The organism is Spirochaeta lutea, from assembly GCF_000758165.1.
GTDB lineage: Bacteria > Spirochaetota > Spirochaetia > DSM-27196 > Salinispiraceae > Spirochaeta_D > Spirochaeta_D lutea.
In genome coordinates this window covers 86,832-107,656 of the sequence record NZ_JNUP01000003.1, presented here as the reverse complement: position 1 = coordinate 107,656, position 20,825 = coordinate 86,832, and the positions used below count along the sequence as shown (strand labels likewise).

Below are 20,825 nucleotides of genomic sequence, written 5' to 3'. Positions count from 1 at the left end.
CCCGATGTATCATCCGAAAACCCAGGCGTTTGATAAGAAGATGAAGCATCTTTTCGATGAGGTCGATGACTATTTGGAAGAAAAATACCAGGGTGTTTACCGGATTCATCCAAATCGGCCTAAACGCGGGGCTACCAGCAATAAGGCTGCCGATGGGTTATTTAACCTTGGCGCTCAGTTCACGGCAGGCTATGGCAGTGAAACGGGTAGGGGGTATATCATTGACGTTAAAATCTCTACCCTGGAAACGGTGAAACCCGAAAAAAAGCAAGCAGTTTTACAAGAGACAGCAGGGGTTGTCGAATCGTTACTACCAAAATATTTTCCAGGTAAGGATTTGAAGGTAGAACGGGATGGTGGGTTATACAAGATAGTAGGGGATTTTTCCCTGGGCAGTTTGTATTAATCATTAATAAAAGACTCATATTTGACCCTAAGACTATAAGAAATTATCGAATGGCTGTTGCATAGAAGCTTTCGCATATTTTATAGTCTTAGTACCATTGTAGACGCGGAGGGAAGAATGGAAGTACAATTACAAGAGCTCCTGGAGAAGATCCAATCCGAGGGAGTTGAAGAGGCGAAGCAACAAGCCCAAAAAATCTTGAAACAGGCAGAGAAAGAAGCCGAAACAATCAAGACTCAAGCTCAACGTGATGCAGAAAAAACGGTTCAGCACGCCCAAACACAGGCGGACAAAATCATGGCATCCGGAAAATCAGCCCTTGAACAGGCTGGGCGGGACCTCGTTTTATCTCTGGAGCAACGCATAAAAACCTTGTTTTCTCAGGTCGTGGAAGCATCGGTTACCTCTGCCTACAGTGAACAGGTTCTTACCGACGCCATTGGGGCAGTGGTAAAGGCTTGGAGTACTGACGGCACTATTGAACTTTCCGCCAAACAGGGTGAACAGGTATTCTCTTCTGTAAAGAAAAACCTTTCTAATCAACTGAAAGACGGAGTAACCATTGTCCCCAATGACAAGATTAATGCTGGATTCATCCTTAGGGAGAAAGATGGATCAGCGTACTATGATTTTTCTAGTGCGGCCATTGCTAAGGCGCTTACCGCATACCTGAATACCAATATATCTTCTCTCATTTCCGGGAACGAGTAACAGCGAAAGGAGTCTGCCTTGAGTCAGTATTACTATCTAGTATCTACTCTCCCAGCATTATTTCTTGGGGGTGAGCCCTCACTGACACCGGAACATTTTCTTTCTCAATGTAGCGATTGGTTGTCTGCCCGGGATATCGCAATCCTCCGGAACACCAATCTAATTCCTCCGGCAAAATGGAATGAGACAAGTACTAATGCATTGCTATTACAGTGGTGGGAGTTTGAATATCTCCTTCGGAATGAATTAACCGCTCAGCGCGCCTCAAATTTTGGTAAATCACCGGAAGAATTCTTCAGAGCTGCCCCGGGTTCAGAAATCCTTCGTGGATTTGGGCACGTAGCTGATGCTGTAAGAAGTACCATTCAGGATTCAAACCCATTACAAGCTGAGGTTGGGCTCAATGAACTGCGCTGGGGATTTCTGGATGAACTTTCATTGAGCCACTTTTTTGACCTTGAAGCATTGCAGGTGTACTATTTGCGGTTACTTATTGCTACCAGGCAGAGCAGCTTTTCAGTGGAACGAGGAACCGAATCTTATAAAAATCACTATGACCGGGTTGTAGAAAAGCTGGATGAAACCCAGAACAACCCAACAGAAATAAGGGAGTAAACTATGGCAGTAACCACAGGAACAATTCTCGGAGTAAACGGAAATATGGTTTCTGTTCAGGTCTCCGGTAATGTCGCCCTAAACGAGGTCGGATACATCCTTTTAGAGGATCAGCGGCTGAAGTCTGAGGTAATCCGAATAACCGGTGATATGGTGGAAATGCAAGTATTCGAGATGACCCGAGGTATCGGAATTGGGGATCGTGTAGAGTTTTCCGGTGAATTGCTTGCTGTTGAGTTGGGTCCAGGATTGCTTAGTCAGATTTATGACGGATTACAGAATCCTCTCCCGGAGTTGGCGAGTCAGTGCGGTTTCTTTCTTCAAAGGGGCATTTATCTCAATGCTCTGGATAGGACAACCAAATGGGAGTTCACCCCTGCTGTTTCTATCGGGGATGTAGTCTCCAGCGCCGACACCCTCGGTACCGTACCTGAGGGTATTTTCTCCCATAGAATCATGGTGCCCTTCAATTTTAAGGGACGGTTTACCGTAGTTTCCCTAGCATCGAAGGGTGATTACACCGTTGATACAAAAATTGCAGAACTCAAAGATGAAAACGGCAGTATTCATGAAGTTACCATGATGTTCGAATGGCCTGTAAAGAGGGCTATTAGCAATTACGAGGAACGTTTGCGGCCCGATGAGCAGATGGTAACCAAGGTTCGTATTATTGATACTTTTCTCCCGGTAGCCTTAGGTGGTACATACTGCATTCCGGGGCCGTTTGGGGCAGGTAAGACCGTTTTACAGCAGGTGACTAGCCGTAACGCAGAAGTGGATATCGTTATCGTTGCCGCATGTGGGGAGCGGGCCGGCGAGGTGGTGGAGACTCTGAAGGAATTCCCCGAACTCATCGACCCCCGGACCGGAAGAACCCTCATGGAACGGACGGTAATCATCTGTAATACAAGCTCGATGCCCGTAGCGGCACGTGAGGCATCTGTCTACACCGCGGTCACCATCGCAGAATACTATCGACAGATGGGGTTAAACATCCTCCTTCTGGCAGATTCAACAAGTCGGTGGGCTCAGGCCATGCGGGAGATGTCGGGCAGGTTGGAAGAAATTCCCGGAGAAGAGGCGTTCCCCGCCTACCTGGAATCTGTTATTGCCAGCTTTTATGAACGAGCAGGGTTGGTTCGGCTGAAGGATGGCAGTAAGGGCTCGGTGACTATTGGTGGTACGGTAAGTCCTGCCGGAGGAAACTTCGAAGAGCCGGTAACCCAGGCTACTCTTAAGGTTGTGGGTGCCTTTCATGGTCTTTCCAGAGATCGGGCCAATGCCAGAAAATACCCTTCAATTCACCCCCTGGACAGTTGGAGTAAATACGGCGGTCTCATTGATCCCCAACTCACCCAATACGCCAGGGATGTACTATTCCGTGGAAATGAGATTGATCAGATGATGAAGGTTGTCGGGGAAGAGGGCACCGGCTTAGACGACTACACCGTTTACCAGAAGAGTGAGTTTTTGGATCGTGTGTATCTCCAACAGGACAGCTTCGACCCAGTGGATGCCTCGGTAGGCGTGGAGCGGCAGCGTCATGTCTTTAACCTTATTTTTGACATTCTGGCAGCCCAATACAATTTCGCCAGCCAACGTGAAGCACGGGAATTCTTCAATAAGTTACGACAAAATTTCTTAGATTATAACGGTTCAGAATGGAAGAGTGATGAATTCGAGCGTTTGGAAAATGAAATAAAACAAATGGTAGCTGAAAAAAAGAACGGAATTGATCCTGGGGCGAAGAAGCTCATGGCAGTTAACGCATAGGGGAGGGGTAGCATGCAGAAGGTATATAGCAGAATTGAGTCAATCGCGGGTAATGTTATTACAGTAACCGCTGCAGGTGTTCGGTACGATGATCTTGCTCTTGTTAGTGCAGCCCATGGCGATTCACTTGCCCAGGTTATCCGGTTAAAGGGAGATAAGGTGTCCCTTCAGGTCTTTAATGGGGCTAGGGGGATTTCAACGGGGGATGAAGTGCGATTCCTCGGACATTCCATGAAAGTTTCTTTTTCAGATAATCTTTTGGGAAGGATCTTTGACGGTTCCGGCCGTCCCAGAGATAACGGACCAAGTATTGAAGAAAACCTGATTGAGATAGGGGGTGCCTCTGTTAATCCGGCAAAACGTGTCATACCGAGAAACATGATTCGGACCGGGATACCCATGATCGATGTATTTAATACCCTTGTTGAGAGTCAGAAGCTACCCATTTTCTCCGTTTCTGGAGAACCCTATAATCAGCTCCTCGCACGAATCGCATTACAGGCCGAGGTTGATCTGATTATTCTTGCCGGTATCGGCCTAAAATACGATGATTACCTGTTTTTTAAGGAATCGCTGGAAGAGGGGGGCGCCCTATCTCGTACCATTTTCTTCGTACATACCGCTAGCGATCCCATCGTCGAAGCGCTCTTGGTCCCGGATATCAGCCTCGCTGTTGCGGAGCAGTTCGCCCTTCAAGGCAAGCGTGTTTTAGTTCTTATGACTGATATGACAAACTTTGCCGATGCAATGAAGGAAATCGCAATCACCATGGAACAGGTACCTTCGAATCGTGGATATCCAGGTGACCTTTACAGTCAGTTAGCCAGTAGGTATGAGAAGGCCGTAGACTTCGAAGGGGCCGGCTCTATTACCATTTTGGGTGTAACAACTATGCCTGGGGATGATGTAACCCATCCTATCCCGGATAATACCGGGTATATAACCGAGGGGCAGTACTATCTCAAGAACGGTAGAATCGAGCCCTTCGGTTCTCTTTCCCGGCTAAAGCAGATGGTTAACAAGGATACGAGACAAGACCATCGGTCAATTATGGATGCTATGATTACCCTGTATGCCTCGTTTAAGGAATCATTGGAAAAGAAGTCCATGGGATTCAGGATGACCGAATGGGATGAAAAGCTGCTGCGATTCGGCGATCAGTTTGAGTCAAAAATGATGGATCTCTCGGTGAATATTCCCCTGGAGCAAGCCCTGGATCTTGGGTGGGAAATCCTCGCAGATTGTTTTGAGCCCAATGAAACAGGGTTGAGAACCGACCTCACCAAGGATTTCTGGCCAAAGGAAAAGGTATCAAACTAGCGTATGGCACAGGTAAAACTCACAAAAAATGAGTTAAAAAAACAAAAAGACTACCTCAAACGGTATAGGCGGTATCTTCCTACCTTGCAGTTGAAGAAACAACAGCTGCAAATGGTATTACGCCAGATCGAGCAGAAACGAAAGGATCTGGTAGAAAAAAGAGACGCTATATATCAGGGAATAGAGTCTTGGATCGCCGTATTCGGTGAGCAAATCCCCATAGCAGATTTAATTGTAATTAAGGGAATCAAAACCGGGTCCGGAAACATCGCGGGTATAGATATTCCGGTTTTTGAGGAGCTCACCTTTGAGGACCCTGATTACGACCTTTTTCAGTACCCGCTCTGGGTCGACCGGGCGATAGAAGGGTTGAAACAGATTCTTGGGTTTGATGCTGAATTGAACGTACTCGACAAACAGTATGAACTGATTTCTGCGGAGCTGCGAACCACAAGTCAGCGGGTAAACCTCTTCGAAAAGGTGAAGATTCCTGAGACAAGAGAGAATATTAGGAAGATTCAGATATACCTGGGTGATCAACAAACCGCAGCGGTTGTAAGAGGTAAAATCTCCAAAGGCAAGCTCGGCGTTGAGGGAGGCACCACATGATTGTACCTATGACCAAGGCGAGAATACTTGCCTTGGAATCCCATAAATCAGAGTCCACAAAGGAATTAAAGAACCTTGGGCTGCTGCATCCCGAAATAACGGTAACCTCCTCCGAAAAGATCGAAAGGCTCAGAGAGAAAATCTCTAGTATCGATCGCGCCCTCGGGCTGTTGCCAGAGCCGGGTAAGGATCAGGTTTATCCTCAGATTCAGGAGGATGAAGCCGAAGACTTGGTCGCCAGGGTCTTGAATCTTGGTGCTTCCCTGAAGAAACTTTTTGAAGAACGTGAAAAGCTAACCAGGGAAGAAAGCCGGTGGAGTAATTGGGGCAATTTTGATCCCTCCATCATTGAGAGTCTGAGGGATACGGATTATCCGGTAAACCTGCTTAGCTTGGGTTTGGACGAGTGGAAAACATTCAAGAAAAGGTATGCTGAACTTCCGCTATTTGAGGTCCGAAGGCTTAAGGCTGGGGTCCTAATTTGTGTCGTGGGAGAGGTGCCGGAAGAATTTCTCGGATCGTTGATAGATCCTCCTGATCAATCCCTCAATTCCATGCGTAGGCGAATTACAAAAATTGATAATGAAATTAGCGAATTGACGAATCATCTTTCTACCCTGGATATGGAAAGCAATCAATTGGCTGCGTTTAAGCAAAAACTGGAAGATCAGGTAGAGTTTGCAACGGTGGAAGAAAATTTTCACGCTACAGGTCCTGTCCTTATTATCAGCGGATTCCTTCCTTCAAACCAAGTTGACGCATTGAAGAAGACTGCAGCAAAAAACAGCTGGGGGCTCACGTTAGAAGAGCCAGACAGCAATGAGCAGGTTCCAACATTGACGAAAAATCCCCCAGCGGTGAGAATAATCCAGCCTGTTTTCGACTTACTTGGTACTATACCGGGGTATCGCGAGCATGATATCAGTCTCTGGTTTCTCATGTTTTTTACCGTGTTTTTCGCCTTTATCATAGGTGATGCGGGGTACGGTGCCTTGCTACTGGTTGTTAGTATCATCTTATCCTTAAAACAGTCACGGAAGGGAACGGTTGGTGACGGGTTAAAGCTATTTACCCTGCTTAGTTTTGCAACCGTAGTATGGGGAGCGATAACCGGTAACTGGTTCGCCTATGAGCCTATATCCAGGTTGCCCGGCTTCAGAGATCTTATAATCCCATCTATCAATACATATACCCAGGGCAGTGCAGATACCGTTAAGTTAATCTGTTTCGTTATTGGAACCGTCCATATAGTTATTGCTCATAGCATTCAGTTTTTCAGAAAAATTACTGAGAAACCTTATATTCATGCCTTCGGACAGATTGGCTGGATGGTAACTGTTTTGGGACTCTATTATCTGGTTCTGAATGTAGTCATTAGTTCGAGTACCTATCCGGTACCCGATTTAGCAGTCCCAATGATTGGTATTGGTATGGGGCTGGTTTTTCTCTTTGAAAATCAATCGGGCGAAGGTTTCTTTAGGGGAGTCCTGAGTTCCCTGGCTAATGTTATTCCGACCCTTCTCAGCGGTGTCAGTTCATTCTCTGATATAATTTCATATATCCGCTTGTACGCTGTAGGTTTGTCAGGTTTTGCCATAGCACAGAGTTTCAATTCTATGGCACAGGGTATGATGGAATCCGGGATAGGTGGCATCATTGCGGGAATAGTAGTTGTCATGTTAGGACATACGCTAAATCTTGCCATGGCAGGGTTATCCGTGGTTGTACACGGTGTTCGATTAAATATGTTGGAGTTTTCCAACCATGTTGGAAACGAGTGGGCAGGTTTTGCCTACAAACCATTCAAGGAACAAATACAGTAATTCTGCAATCCAAATGGAGCAGAAGAAAAGGAGATTTAAATGAGTTTCGGATTAATTGGTGTGGGTGCGGCTCTTGCTCTGGCAGCTATTGGTTCTGCCCTAGGGGCAGGAGGTGCGGGGATGGCAGCTATCGGTGCATGGAAAAAGAATTTTCTTCAAAATAAACCGGCACCCTTTATGCTCGTAGCCTTTGTAGGAGCTCCCCTTACACAGACGATTTATGGATTTATACTTATGAATGCTCTCCGTGCAGCAGCAGGGAATGCAAACGACTGGCTCATTTTAGGTGCAGGTGTATTGGGAGGGCTCGCAATGGCAGCCTCAGCATGGCTCCAGGGTAAGGCCGGTGCAGTGGCGTCCGATGCCTTGGCTGAGACTGGCAAGGGATTCGGAAATTTCATTCTAGTCCTGGGACTCATTGAGACGGTAGCATTGTTTGTGATGGTTTTTCTGCTGGGATTATTCTAAGAAATTCCTACCCCTGCATTACCTCCTGTTTGTTAGCATCGGTAATGACCAGGACAACAACGCGGATTCCGCATCATCAGAGATACTTTTCCCAAGGCTCTTGGTTTCCAGGAGCCTTGTTTTCTTTGAAGCTTTTTACTAGGTCTGTTTTGAAAGATGCCGATAGGTACTACTGTGAGAAGATATTCAATGAATTTCCGTAAACCATGCCTCATGATTCTATGCGTTTTTGTTTCATTTTCCCTGGTTGCTCAAAACGACTCCGGGAACGGTAGTCCTATACCACAGGAATCAGCCCAAAATAGTCCGAATACCCTTCAAACCGATATTCCCCATGATTATCCCGGATGGTTGCTTCTAGAAAAGGGTAAAACGGCCCGCTTGACAGGCAACCTAACACAGGCATTTTATCTTCTGTTATTAGCATTAGAAAAATCACCAAACAATCCGGAAATAGAAAAAGAACTCGGACAGGCATTTCTCCAGGCGGGTGATTTTACCCAAGCAAAGAACCATTTAAACCGTGCCCTTTCTAAGGCTGGTAATCGGGGAGATCTTGCCATTGAGTATGAGGTTCGATACATTCTCGCGAGAATCTACACTATAGAAGATCGCTTTGCAGATTATGAAAAGATTTTAAATGAAATAATTTCCTTAGATGGAACCGTTCGATTGTCTGGACCTGAGGGCTTTGATTTACTCGACGCAGGCAGGACGGCTTTGATCGAGCGGGGTCTGAATAGAACCCTAGTTCTCTATCGGGTGTCGGATTCTCCGAGCAGGGAAGCCTACCGGCAGCTCGGGGTATTCTACTTCAATACCGGTAGGTACACCGAAGCAATTAATAAACTGCTGATCAGCATCATGCAGCCGATTTCCGAAGCAATCGAATTGGTTCGAGAAAAAGACCTCGATTATACCTTTTCAAGTATTGATCAATTATGGCTACGCTTGAAAGACGATGAACAGGTTCGGGATTATTTACGTGAAAGTTTGGTCTACGAGAGTATGTTTTATCTCGCTCAATCGCTACATCGCTTTGATCCAACAAGGGCTGTAACTGCGGATGAGATATACCGCACCCTTGAAAAAATCCCCGATGCGCAACAATTTCACTAAAAACAAGTAGAAGACTTAATTTATGTATAGTATAATCCTACCCCAGGAAAACACATGGAACGATTAATAATCAAAGGCGCTCGGGAACACAACCTCAAAAATATAGACCTTGACCTGCCAAGAAATAAACTCATAGTGGTATCAGGACTCAGCGGTTCAGGAAAGTCATCACTTGCATTTGATACGGTTTTCGCTGAGGGTCAACGTAGATATGTGGAATCGCTATCGGCATATGCGCGTCAATTTCTTGGCAGAATGGACAAGCCGGATGTTGACTATATCGAGGGACTGAGTCCTGCCATATCCATCGAACAGAAGACTACAAACCGGAACCCTCGATCTACCGTTGGGACCATCACAGAAATATACGATTATTTCAGACTTCTATGGTCCCGTATCGGAATTCCCCATGACCCTAGTTCAGGAAAGCCAGTTGAAAAGCAGTCCGTGGATCAGATTATTGAGCAGGTGTTACAACTACCCAGCGACGCACGGGTAATGATCCTTGCACCAATAGTCCGGGGTAGGAAGGGAACCCATCAAAAAGTTTTAGAGGATGCAAAAAAGACCGGTTTTATCCGTGCGCGGATAAATGGTGAGATGGTTCATCTTGAAGATCAGCCGGTAGAGTTAGAGAAAAATAAAAAGCATTCCATTGATATTGTCATCGACCGTTTAATAGTAAAGTCTGAAAACCGTTCACGCATAGCGGAGTCCGTTGAGGCAGCCCTTGAGGCCACAGGTGGACTCGTACAGGTCCATTGTTCCTTCGAAAACCAGGAATGGGAACAGAGCTTCTCTGAGCAGTATTATTATCCCGATAGCAATCTTAGTTTTCCAGAGCTAGAACCAAGACTGTTTTCCTTTAACAGCCCTTTCGGTGCCTGTCCTGCCTGTTCCGGATTAGGCATAATGATGGAATTCGATTTGGATAAGATTATTCCCGACAAATCTAAGTCCTTTTATGAAAATGGAATCCAGGGTTTTAAGCCGAGTTCGAATTGGGTAAAAAGCAAGTTCGAAGCCCTGGCCCGCCACTTCGATTTTTCTCTACGGACCCCCTTCCAAGATCTGCCTGCACATATACAGGAAATCCTAGTTCATGGTACGAAAGAAACCATCGAGTTCACCTACATCAATAAGGAAAAAACGGGACGCTTTGAATATAACTCCAGTTTTGACGGAATTCTCCGTGAACTTGAAAGACGGTATCATGAAACAACCTCCACCGGGATGAAGGATTGGTTCGAGAGTCTAATGTCCCAGAGGGTTTGCTCCTCATGTAATGGGAAACGATTAAAACCCGAGGCTCTCTCTGTTCTCATTAACAAAAAGAGCATCCATGATATTAATAGTTTATCCGTTCGTGACGCCCTTTCATTTTTCTCTACCATTGAGTTGGACTCCACCCAAAGTGAAATCGCTCGGCAAATCTTAAAAGAAATTAACGATCGTTTAGGATTTATGGAGAGCGTAGGGTTAGACTATTTGACCCTGGATAGGTCTGCAGGAACCCTATCTGGGGGAGAGGCCCAACGGATTCGTTTGGCAACTCAGATAGGATCAAGTTTAGTAGGGGTACTCTACATACTGGATGAGCCTAGTATTGGTCTGCACCAACGTGATAATGAACGTCTTATACAGACTTTATTACATCTACGTGATATCGGGAACACATTAATTGTAGTGGAACATGATGAACAGACCTTAAAGACCGCTGACTACATTGTAGATCTTGGGCCCGGGGCCGGGGTGCATGGCGGCTATGTTGTCGCTGCAGGTAATTTGGAAGAGGTCATGTCAGTCTCGGATAGTCTTACCGGGCAGTACCTGGCAGGGAAATTATACATACCCGTACCTGCTGAACGGCGTACTGGGAACGGAAAATTTATCACAATTACAGGTGCCTGTGAACATAATCTCCGAGGAATCGATGTATCGTTCCCTCTATCTTGCCTCAGTGTTATTACCGGCGTGAGTGGAAGCGGTAAGTCAACATTGATGAGCGATGTTCTCTATCCCTGGGTAGCAAACCACTTGAATGGCTCCCACCATGTGCAAGGAGAAGTGGAATCTATATCAGGGCTCGAACACCTAGACAAGGTAATAAACATTGATCAAAGCCCTATTGGGAGAACCCCGCGATCAAACCCTGCCACCTATGTTGGCCTGTTTACCCCCATACGGGACCTATTTGCCAGCCTCCCTGAATCCAAGGCACGCGGATACCAGCCGGGTCGCTTTAGTTTTAATGTGAAGGGTGGAAGGTGCGAACATTGCGAGGGGGCCGGTACGATAAAGATTGAAATGCATTTTTTACCCGATGTATATGTTACCTGCGATGTATGCAAGGGGCAGCGGTTTAATAGAGAAACCTTAGATATCCATTATAAGGGTAAAAACATCCATGAGGTTCTCGAAATGCCCGTGGATGAAGCGGTGACATTTTTCGAAAACATCCCCAAAATACATAGGAAGCTTGAAACCCTACATGCGGTAGGACTCGGTTATATTAAGCTCGGTCAATCCGCCCTTACATTATCGGGAGGTGAGGCTCAACGGGTGAAGCTATCCCTGGAGCTTAGCAAACGAAGTACCGGGAAGACCCTATATATACTGGATGAACCCACTACTGGGCTGCACTTTGCGGATGTAATGCTGCTAATGAAGGTCCTTCAACAGTTGGTAGAGTTGGGAAATACCATTATACTCATTGAGCATAACCTTGATGTCATAAAACAAGCCGATTACATTGTCGACCTAGGACCCGAAGGGGGGGATAAGGGTGGCACCCTAGTGGTTTCCGGCTCTCCCGAGGATGTAGCACAATGTCAAGAATCGCATACAGGTAGGTTTTTACGAGAGTTTCTAGAATTTCATCACCCCTAGGATTGAAAAATCTCTTCTTACCACTTACGTGTTTCCTATTATTTCTTTGCAGTACCACCGTATTCGCACAAATTTCAGTGCCCCCAGAGTTACTGAAAAAGGATATTGAATCAGCCTCATACGCGGAACTTTCATCCTGGATAATTGATTTAGGTCTAGTGCCCAAGGGAAATCGACAGGCTCTTCAATCAATCTTATACACGTTCTATAAAATACCAAGTGATTCACGTGAAGCAGAAATAGATGGATCCGAATCATCGAACATTGAAATTTCGACAGCTAATCGTGTGGAGCGCTTTGCTCATCAGGAACAGGATGAGGTGATAACTCTCCAGGGCGGGGTAACCGTTTTTTTCTTCCAGGAGGAGAATGGCTCAATACACACCATTACTGCAAATGAGATTGTCTTAAACCAAGCCCAATCCATTCTCACTGCCCAGGGGGCTGTAGAGTACACCCTTTCTGGTAATGAGCGGACTGATGTGTTTTTTGGGGAAAAACTTCAGTTTGACGTGGATAATTGGGCCGGTCTTTTTGTGGCTGGGGAGACAACCCAGAATCCAAAGGATGATTCAGAGAAGCCGCAGTTTACCTTTCAGGGTGATTTTATTCAACGCTCAAGCGGGGATATCATTAGGTTGTCCCAGGGCGTTGTAACATCATCCCAGTGGACCCCGCCTGCCTACAGTATTAGAGCTGATGAAATAATTGTATATGCCCCCGGAGAATGGTCTATAACAGGTGGTGCCCTTTATGTTGGGAATATACCGGTATTCTGGTTACCTGCTTTTTTCCATCCAAGTGAAGAAATCTTTTTTCACCCAAGTTTTGGGTTCGAATCCGACAGAGGAGCGTTTTTCTACACTACGACCTACCTATTGGGGCGGAAGACTGAAAAAGAAGATAGCTTCAGTTTTCTTTCCATAGCAGATTTGGACGCTACCGATTATCAGACGCGTTTAGAAGGATTATTTCTCCGAAGTACTGAGGAATCTATTAGTCCGAGGGAAACAAATAACCGAATCATGGTTCTATTTGATGGGTCAACCTTGTTTGGATTCCATGGCGGGGTGTACGCCGATGTCGAAAACCTAGGGATTCTTACACGCCTAAGGGGCTATGCAGGAGTCGGGTTTACTAAAAATCTCTACCAGGCAGTCCAGGGTTTAACTTCAATTTACATGGATGAGGAGAATGAAAGTACAGCTGTCTCTTGGAACAAAGCCAGACTCTACGACTTGGTTATTCCCTTCCGTTTTGGGCTCAATCTTAGTCTTACACTTAATCCAAAACCCTTTACCGTCACAGTGCAATTCCCATTTTATTCTGATCCCACCTATATCTCAGATTTTGGAAAACGGGGTCAAGATATTCAGTGGTCAAAACTGCTAGAGTTATCCAGCGGCTCTGATGAGAATACAAAGAATCAAATTGATATCGGATTGGGGCTCGGCTCTGGAAAAACTTCAAGTTTCACCTGGAGATTGGGTGCGAACGGTCGCTTGAATACTGGATTGTTGTCTCCCTTTATACAATCCATTACCTTGAATAGCCTTACTAGTGAAGCGAGGTGGCAGATATTCTCCTTGGAGCCTTCCGAAGTAGATCCGCTTGCTCAAGAAGCAACAAAAACCAGCGAGAAGGAAATCTTTCTTCTCCAACAACTCACACCATTATCCCTTGCTCTCAGTATTCAAGGCAGCTTCATTCCCGATGGAACCGACCCAGCCAGAGATACATCGAGAACCACCGCGCCTCCGGAATCGGATTACTTTTTCCCGAGGGATGAATCGGGAGAACCTGAAACACAGTCTTCCCAACCTGAACAGGAAGAAGGGTCAACAGAGGTTACTTACGAAGCCCCTGGGGTGAACATTAAGCCCCAAAGCAACACCAGTTCTGCAGCACAAAACAAGGTTACCCTGGGATATAATCTCTCCGGGAGCATGCAGTATTTGGCTCCCTTTGGCAATAAAAGCCCGATACTAATCGAAGAGATTTTCACCTCGCCTAAATTCTGGCAAGTAAATCAGAGGGGGAAATTTAATCTTACAGGAACATTCAGTGGGTTTGGAAACAGATTAAAACTAACCCTGGGATCGGAAGCGCAGATTACCCAGAATGAAATTCTCAAATGGATCCGGACCGAAGAATATTCCGCATCTGATGTGACAAGTATTTCTCGGCCCAATTCAATCCGGTTAAGCCAGGATTTCACCCTGGCTTGGCAATTCTTTCCAGAAACCTCACCCCTACGGGACTGGAAGGTAACCTATACTATTAATCCGATTTATTTTAACCGAGTTTTTGAAACTGTTGATGAAAACGGAACTATTGTGTACACAGACCAAAGGATCGGATGGAACGCTGATTCTATATCCAAACATTCCGTCGGTTTAAGTCTTGGCTATAGAACTACGGGATTTGTACTCGTGAATACTCTCTCGTATAATCTTCCCCCCCTCACTGAGACCATGGATTTAAGCGTGCAGATGGATGTATTGGAGATGATATCTCTCACCGGCAAGACGACCGTTTCCTTTACCGAGCAGTATCCCCTCTCACCAATTACTGTTTCTGCATCCTTGGGGAACCAAAAGACCCTGGGGCTGACCCAGCAGATGACCATCGATACGGAACTAACTCGGTTGACCGCCATGCGAGCTACCATGAACCTCTTCTTTTTAGAGGCTAGTCTTTTTGCTGATTATCAACAACCCCTACTATACTCCGTTGCTCGTGGATGGTATCGGGAGGGTGAAAAATCGTTTTTACTTTCTCGTTTAACACTTCAGGCGAACGAAACCCTCGCTTGGGGCCCTGTGTGGAATGAACGCATGAAAGGGACGGTAAATTTTGATATCCGGTGGAACCAGGGCTTGCTTCGTTTTACTGATTCCACCCTTTCCAGCACGATTAATCTAACTCTATCGATTCGTGAATTCCTGGATCTTAAGTTTTCTGTAAGTTCCGCAAATAAATCCATGTACAAGTATTTTCCCGGATTCATTGAGAGGGTAGAGTCCGAATTACCGAATATAGAAGCTAAAAATATATTCGTAGACTTGTTTAATGGAGTTAATATTTTTAATCCCACTGCCTTGGCTCAATCAGATTTTAACTTGGATAAATTATCATTCGGTCTAGTCCATGATTTAGGTGACTGGTTGTTACAGGCTGATTTAAGTGTTTCTCCCCAACTCACTCCCGATAAGACGGCCTATGAGTGGTCCTCCCTGTTTACCCTAAGCATTGAATGGAAGGCTATTACGGAAGTTAATCGTTCGATATCTATTGATGATGGTACTATTATCCTAGATCAATAATGACCTTGACGATATAATTCCTACCTAGATACTATTGGAGATGGAGCATTGGATTGATACAAGATATACAAACTACTCATGAACTGGAAAGCGGCACTCTTTTAGCGGATATTTGTGGAATAAACGATGAAAATCTACAAATTATCGAAAAAACGATAGGTTGTCCGATTTACTCGAAGGGTAACCAACTAATAGTTGATAGCACTGATGATAACAAAGTAAAACAATTCTCAATACTAATCGGGGAATTAAAACAAAGGGTCTCTTCCGGGCATGGAATTGATAAAACCGTTGTACAGAACCTCCTCACAACCATCATTGAACACCCTAACGAAAGTACCCATCTTAAAAATCAGTATATTGTTCTTCCTCAAGGATTTTCGAGGGTGTACCCCCGAAGCATTAATCAGGCTACCTTTATGCGAGGCTTGGAAACCAACGATATGTCAATTGCCATCGGTCCAGCGGGTACAGGGAAAACATTTCTGGCCATCGCCCATGCATTATCCGAGGTTTTAGCAAAAAAAAAGCGAAAGCTTCTCCTAACCAGACCGGTGGTCGAGGCAGGGGAATCCCTCGGATTTTTACCAGGGGATTTAACTCAGAAATTAAACCCGTACCTTAAGCCACTCTATGATGCCATGGATGCCTTAATTCCGAGTGAGTTGGTTTCCCGGATGGAGGAAAATCGAATCATTGAGGTTGCACCCCTGGCATATATGAGAGGCCGATCCTTAAAAGACTGTTATATCATCCTCGATGAGGCTCAAAATACTACTCGCGAACAAATGAAGATGTTTTTAACCCGTCTCGGTGAGGGGTCAAAGGCGATCATCACCGGGGATATAACCCAGATTGATTTACCAAAAAAACAAAACTCTGGACTAATCCAGGCTAGTACGATTCTTCGTCATATACCGGAAATACACTTCACACATTTTACTACTAAGGATGTCGTGAGAAGTCAACTTGTTAAAAAGATTATCAACGCTTATGATGATTTTTATAAAAATCAAACAGGAAATCAACAATGAACCGAATTGAAGTCCATTGTGAAGAGGTTGATCCTCCGTCATGGATATCTGCTGCCATCGCCTATGTAGAAGGTGTGTTATCAAAACTCGAACTTGATCAATGGGAAGTCTCCATTATCTTATGTACAAATAAATACATGAAGGACATAAACAATGCATATAGGGGGAAAAACGAGCCGACTGATGTGTTATCTTTTCCACAGGTAGCCTCACCTGACGAGCTGCCCGATATAGCGCAATTAAAAAAAGAGAACAATTTCTTTCTTGCCGGTGATATACTTATTTCCCTAGATGGGGTTCAAGAAAACGCCAGCTTTTTCAAGGTATCACCTGAGGAAGAACTACGCAGACTGCTTATTCATGGTATTCTACACCTGTCGGGTATGGACCATGAGAGCAATGATTTAACCGAACCAATGCTTGCGAAACAAGAATCCCTATTACAAGCCATTAAGGAACGTATATACACCATATGAACGTATTTAGACGATTATTACAGAAACGGTCAAGCACTCCAAATCCCAAGGAAGAATACCGTGATCTTAACATTGAAGAACGCGATATGATTCGTGGTGTGGTGGAGCTGTCACAAACAACGGTCAAAGAGGTAATGGTTCCGCGTATTGATGTTGTTCTCCTCCAAAAGACAGCGGACGTGGTTACCCTGTTGGAACAAATTGTTGAATGCGGTCATTCTCGGTTCCCTGTTTATGACGGCACCATCGATAACGTGGTCGGTATCCTCTATGCCAAGGACCTGCTACGGTTTCTCCTAACAAAGGAACCGGTAACCATCGAGGCGCTTCTCAGAAAACCCTATTTTGTTCCTGAGAGTATGCGGTTGGATTCACTTCTTAGAGAAATGAAACGCAGACGGGTACACATCGCAGTGTCTGTTGACGAATACGGCGGTGTGAGCGGAATCGTTTGTATGGAAGATATTATTGAAGAAATCATTGGTGACATCCAAGATGAATTTGATAACGAACGGGAGGATGTTATCACCCTCGGTGAAGGATCCTTCTTATGTGATGCCCGGGCAAATATTGAGGATTTAAATGAGGAACTTTCTATATCGCTACCGACGGAGGATTTTGATACCCTCGGTGGGTTTGTCTTCGATTTATTCGGCAAAATTCCGGTTCGGTATGAAAAGGTTAACTATGAGGATCTCGTTTTCATAATCCAAGAGATGGACGGTCATAAAATCAGAACAATCAAAGTGATTAAAACCCAACCATGAGCCCGATGAGTTTCCGAAAAACATCCATGGTAGCCATCTCATTGGTATTAATAACACATATGGTGTTTTCCCAAGGACTTGAAAATAATGCCATACAAAACTACCAACGCGGGGTGGAGTTGCTTCAGCAGGATCGTCTGCTTCGGGCCATCCAACAATTCGAATATGCTTCCCAATTGAATCCTCGGTATGCACAAGCCTACTGGGGGCTCTCTGAGGGGTATTTCCTTCTTGGAGAATATGATGAGGCTCAGAATTCAATACAAACAGCCATCAGCTTGGCCCCGGGAAATATATCATACAAGAATCAACTTGCCAGAATTCTCTTAGCTCAGGGAATTGTCGATGAGGCGGATTCCATCTTCACCGCCATATTGGCTCAGGATCCATATAATAAGGAAGCACTCCTCGGGAAGGGGGAGCTCTTGTTGGCCACCCAAGAATTCTCCCAAGCTCAATCGTTATTTTTAGACACCCTCTCTCTCCATCCCCGTGACCGGCGGGTGTTACTATCTCTAACGCTTGTCCTGGAGGCTGCTGGTAGACGCGATGAGGCTGAGCGATACTTACAGAGGACGTTGGATCTCTTCAGTGAAAACTACCAGGTACAGTTTTTGGCCGGAAAATTCTATGCCGATAGGGATGAGTTCAGTACCGCCTTAGGACACTTAAATACTGCCTTAACCCTCAATCCCGATCTGACGAAGGCGCTTCACCTAAAGACTTTGATACTAATTCAGCAAGAGCAGTACGCCCAAGCACTAGAGTTTCTCGAACGGGCTCTTCGTTTAGAACCACAAAACAGCACATATTGGTACTCCCGGGGATTGATACAATATCGACAGGCGAATATCCCCCAGGCGATCGAGAGTCTCAAGAGGGGGTTGTCGATTGCTCCCTACAACGAAATGGTACGCTTGTTTCTTGAGTCGATTGCTATCGATAATCTTGGATATGAAGACGACGTCCGTCGTCAACTTGGTGAGTACCGAACTCGTCAGGGCCAAGAGTACTTAACCCAGAATAGGTTCTCTCGGGCTGCAGTCTACATTGAGCGAGCTGTAAGCCTTCTCCCTACAGATCCTACTGTTCGCCTCGCTCGTGCTTCTCTTCTTCGTGCCCAAGGAAAGATTGCCTCATACGTGGAAGAATTGCAGTTTATCGTAAACAGATTAAATGTCACTACTATTGAGCTTACCGATGCCCTAGAGGTATATGAATACGAACAGCAACAGTCTGTATCTTCCCAATGGGGGATACAACAGTTTCAAATTCCCAGGGATTATATTGTAATGCCCATATTTTATAGAGCTCGACCAACCATTCATCCCGAAGCAGGTGATTTCCTAGCCCTCGCTCTGAGTGATTTGCTCATGACTGGAAATCGCTTTTCTTTTACCTCCATGCCGGAGCTCAATGGACGGTTCCGGTCACCTATGAAGATTACGGAAATGGATGAGGCTTTCATGCTTGCTAGAGAGCAGAATGCGGATTTTTATCTCGTGATTGATATGCAAGAGGACGAGCGAGAGGTGTATGTTTCAGCGAGAATATATCTTGCGAGAACAGGACGTCTTGTATGGCATGGTACGGTGACTCGAACAGGCAATGAGCGCGTTATGGATTCCCTCATCTGGTTAGAGAATCAGCTTTATGATCGGCTTCCATTCCATGGCAGCCTCATTCAAAGGCGTGATAATCGCGGACTTATCAATCTCGGCCAGTACGATGGAGTACAGCCCGGTGATACCCTTCAAATCGCTGATCCGAATCAAATACTCTTGTCCATAAATGGGATTACATTTTCGGCAGAAGAGAACGCACTTCAGGGCCTGATAACCATCGACGAGGTGGATTCTCTCGTTTCGTCCGGGACAATATCGAGTAATTCATTCTTCGATACCATTAACCATGGTGATTCTGTACTGTTTGAGGAGTTTCTTAATGCCGGTGAGCCATTGAATGCTGATCAACCTGGACAATCCCTTGGGCAGTTTCCAAGCATTTATGCGGAGATTCGTGATTTACGCTAGGCGTAACTCCACTAAGAGTAATCTCAGGTCATAGCGCTGGTACCCAAAAGAATGGTAATTTTATCTAAGCTTCGTTATTCCCTGGCTGGAGACCGGGCAGTACCACTTTATCTGGCGTGGTTTACCTTCTTTTGCGTACCAGGGATACAAGGAACATTCCGTGGATTTAAACGATAAATAAATATCGTTAGTCTTGAAGACTAATGGTGTTCTAAGGTAGTATGGGCATATCCTGTTCGATTGACAGGGTATAGGCTTTTTCGTATAGTCTAGAAAACCACCAAATTATTATGAGGGGGAAACTCAATGAAGATTGCAATCAACGGATTTGGCCGAATCGGCCGAAACGTCTTCAAGATTGCCCTTGAAAAGGGCGTTGAGGTCGTAGCTATCAATGACCTCACCGACACCAAGACATTGGCTCATCTTTTGAAGTACGATTCAACCCAGGGGAAGTTCAATGGAACTGTCGAGTTTGACAATGAGAATCTCATTGTAGACGGCAAGAAGTACAAGGTTAGCGCCGAACGCAGTCCTGCAAATATCCCATGGGGACAGGCACCTGATGTAGTTATTGAATCTACCGGTGTATTTGTGACCAAGGAAAGCCCTAAGGGTGGATATGGTGATCACCTGAAGAATGCTCAGTTCCCTGCAAAAAAAGTCATTCTGACTGTTCCAGCCAAGGATTCAAACATCGATAACATGGTTGTTCTCGGGGTAAACGACAAAGATCTTAAAAAAGAAGATGTTTGTGTTTCTAACGCCTCCTGCACCACCAACTGTCTTGCACCCATCGCAAAGGTTCTTGATGACTCCTTTGGTATCGAATCCGGTTTTATGACCACCATTCATAGCTATACCAATGACCAGGTTATTCTTGATGCTCCCCACAAGGACCTTCGCAGGGCCAGAAGCTGTGCTGTGAGCATGATTCCTACTACCACTGGTGCAGCCAGAGCTGTAGGTAAGGTACTTCCTAACCTAAACGGAAAACTCGACGGTTGTGCAGTACGGGTTCCTACTCCTACCGGTTCTCTCGTAGACCTTGTTGCTATCCTCAAAAAAGATGTAACAGTCGAGCAGGTTAATGCTGCCATGAAAGCTGCCGCCGAGGGCCCGATGAAGGGTGTTCTTCGGTACACTGAGGATCCTATTGTTTCCGTGGACATCATCCATGATACACACAGCTCCATTTTCGATGCTGAATCAACCATGGTAATGGAAGGAAACAAGGTAAAAGTTTTCTCTTGGTATGATAACGAGTGGGGTTACTCTAATCGAGTAGTCGATCTTGCGATTAAACTTAAAGATTACCTCTAAGCAGTATCACGAGCCGGGATATTCGTATCCCGGCTTTTTTCTTGATAGATTTCTTAGTGTACAAAGGGTTGTACACTCTGGATTGGTTTGCTTGGATGTAGAACCCTCTCAATCAAATAGAGAGTTGTACTTC

16 protein-coding genes are annotated in these 20,825 nt (G+C 45.3%); all 16 read left to right on the top strand.

The genetic code is table 11. The features are described from left to right. Window positions 1-4 precede the first annotated feature (4 nt). The 16 genes from DC28_RS00960 (at window position 5) to gap (ending at window position 20,692) form a co-directional block, all read left to right on the top strand. Window positions 5-406 carry a hypothetical protein gene (locus DC28_RS00960; protein ID WP_037544691.1) on the top strand — a complete coding sequence of 134 codons (402 nt, stop codon included), beginning with the start codon at window positions 5-7 and terminating at the stop codon, window positions 404-406. A gap of 117 nt (window positions 407-523) precedes the next feature. Continuing rightward, window positions 524-1,117 (top strand): hypothetical protein, encoded by a 594-nt coding sequence (locus tag DC28_RS00955; protein ID WP_037544689.1) that lies wholly within the window; start codon window positions 524-526, stop codon window positions 1,115-1,117. Between the two features lie 18 nt (window positions 1,118-1,135). Further along, window positions 1,136-1,732, top strand: a complete 597-nt coding sequence (locus DC28_RS00950; RefSeq protein ID WP_081941757.1) for a DUF2764 family protein — start codon at window positions 1,136-1,138, stop codon at window positions 1,730-1,732. A gap of 3 nt (window positions 1,733-1,735) precedes the next feature. Beyond that, entirely contained in the window at window positions 1,736-3,505 is a 1,770-nt protein-coding gene (locus tag DC28_RS00945) for a V-type ATP synthase subunit A (RefSeq protein WP_037544685.1), read from the top strand. Between the two features lie 12 nt (window positions 3,506-3,517). Beyond that, entirely contained in the window at window positions 3,518-4,825 is a 1,308-nt protein-coding gene (locus tag DC28_RS00940) for a V-type ATP synthase subunit B (protein ID WP_037544683.1), read from the top strand. A 3-nt stretch (window positions 4,826-4,828) separates the two neighbouring features. Continuing rightward, on the top strand, window positions 4,829-5,434 hold the full coding sequence (locus DC28_RS00935; RefSeq protein ID WP_037544681.1) for a V-type ATP synthase subunit D: 606 nt from the start codon (window positions 4,829-4,831) through the stop codon (window positions 5,432-5,434). 32 nt (window positions 5,435-5,466) lie between these two features. Continuing rightward, the gene (locus DC28_RS00930; protein WP_156104526.1) at window positions 5,467-7,257 is read left to right on the top strand and encodes a V-type ATP synthase subunit I; all 1,791 of its coding nucleotides are present in this window, start codon (window positions 5,467-5,469) and stop codon (window positions 7,255-7,257) included. 39 nt (window positions 7,258-7,296) lie between these two features. Beyond that, the gene (locus DC28_RS00925) at window positions 7,297-7,725 is read left to right on the top strand and encodes an ATP synthase subunit K (protein ID WP_037544677.1); all 429 of its coding nucleotides are present in this window, start codon (window positions 7,297-7,299) and stop codon (window positions 7,723-7,725) included. 189 nt (window positions 7,726-7,914) lie between these two features. Further along, window positions 7,915-8,844, top strand: coding sequence for a tetratricopeptide repeat protein (locus tag DC28_RS00920; RefSeq protein WP_238565736.1), 930 nt, complete (start codon window positions 7,915-7,917; stop codon window positions 8,842-8,844). A gap of 54 nt (window positions 8,845-8,898) precedes the next feature. Further along, complete coding sequence (gene uvrA, locus DC28_RS00915; protein ID WP_037544673.1) at window positions 8,899-11,733, top strand: excinuclease ABC subunit UvrA; 2,835 nt, start codon at window positions 8,899-8,901, stop codon at window positions 11,731-11,733. Between the two features lie 287 nt (window positions 11,734-12,020). Further along, window positions 12,021-15,059, top strand: coding sequence for an LPS-assembly protein LptD (locus DC28_RS00910; RefSeq protein ID WP_037544671.1), 3,039 nt, complete (start codon window positions 12,021-12,023; stop codon window positions 15,057-15,059). A gap of 53 nt (window positions 15,060-15,112) precedes the next feature. Beyond that, window positions 15,113-16,093 carry a PhoH family protein gene (locus DC28_RS00905; RefSeq protein WP_037544669.1) on the top strand — a complete coding sequence of 327 codons (981 nt, stop codon included), beginning with the start codon at window positions 15,113-15,115 and terminating at the stop codon, window positions 16,091-16,093. Then, window positions 16,090-16,569, top strand: coding sequence for an rRNA maturation RNase YbeY (gene ybeY, locus DC28_RS00900; RefSeq protein WP_037544667.1), 480 nt, complete (start codon window positions 16,090-16,092; stop codon window positions 16,567-16,569). Before DC28_RS00905 ends, ybeY begins: the two co-directional genes overlap by 4 nt. Continuing rightward, a complete protein-coding gene (locus DC28_RS00895; RefSeq protein WP_037544665.1) occupies window positions 16,566-17,336 on the top strand; it encodes a hemolysin family protein in 771 nt (256 codons plus the stop codon). Before ybeY ends, DC28_RS00895 begins: the two co-directional genes overlap by 4 nt. Window positions 17,337-17,341: 5 nt before the next feature. Further along, on the top strand, window positions 17,342-19,369 hold the full coding sequence (locus tag DC28_RS00890) for a tetratricopeptide repeat protein (protein WP_162180174.1): 2,028 nt from the start codon (window positions 17,342-17,344) through the stop codon (window positions 19,367-19,369). A gap of 306 nt (window positions 19,370-19,675) precedes the next feature. After that, a complete protein-coding gene (gap, locus tag DC28_RS00885; protein ID WP_037544662.1) occupies window positions 19,676-20,692 on the top strand; it encodes a type I glyceraldehyde-3-phosphate dehydrogenase in 1,017 nt (338 codons plus the stop codon). Window positions 20,693-20,825: the final 133 nt, after the last annotated feature.

Excerpts from the sequence above, each read along its gene's own strand:
- DC28_RS00960 (WP_037544691.1), top strand. The coding sequence starts at position 5 with ATGTATCATCCGAAAACCCAGGCGTTTGATAAGAAGATGAAGCATCTT.
- DC28_RS00955 (WP_037544689.1), top strand. The coding sequence starts at position 524 with ATGGAAGTACAATTACAAGAGCTCCTGGAGAAGATCCAATCCGAGGGA.
- DC28_RS00945 (WP_037544685.1), top strand. The coding sequence starts at position 1,736 with ATGGCAGTAACCACAGGAACAATTCTCGGAGTAAACGGAAATATGGTT.
- DC28_RS00940 (WP_037544683.1), top strand. The coding sequence starts at position 3,518 with ATGCAGAAGGTATATAGCAGAATTGAGTCAATCGCGGGTAATGTTATT.
- DC28_RS00935 (WP_037544681.1), top strand. The coding sequence starts at position 4,829 with ATGGCACAGGTAAAACTCACAAAAAATGAGTTAAAAAAACAAAAAGAC.
- DC28_RS00925 (WP_037544677.1), top strand. The coding sequence starts at position 7,297 with ATGAGTTTCGGATTAATTGGTGTGGGTGCGGCTCTTGCTCTGGCAGCT.
- DC28_RS00920 (WP_238565736.1), top strand. The coding sequence starts at position 7,915 with ATGAATTTCCGTAAACCATGCCTCATGATTCTATGCGTTTTTGTTTCA.
- uvrA (WP_037544673.1), top strand. The coding sequence starts at position 8,899 with ATGGAACGATTAATAATCAAAGGCGCTCGGGAACACAACCTCAAAAAT.
- ybeY (WP_037544667.1), top strand. The coding sequence starts at position 16,090 with ATGAACCGAATTGAAGTCCATTGTGAAGAGGTTGATCCTCCGTCATGG.
- DC28_RS00895 (WP_037544665.1), top strand. The coding sequence starts at position 16,566 with ATGAACGTATTTAGACGATTATTACAGAAACGGTCAAGCACTCCAAAT.
- DC28_RS00890 (WP_162180174.1), top strand. The coding sequence starts at position 17,342 with ATGAGTTTCCGAAAAACATCCATGGTAGCCATCTCATTGGTATTAATA.
- gap (WP_037544662.1), top strand. The coding sequence starts at position 19,676 with ATGAAGATTGCAATCAACGGATTTGGCCGAATCGGCCGAAACGTCTTC.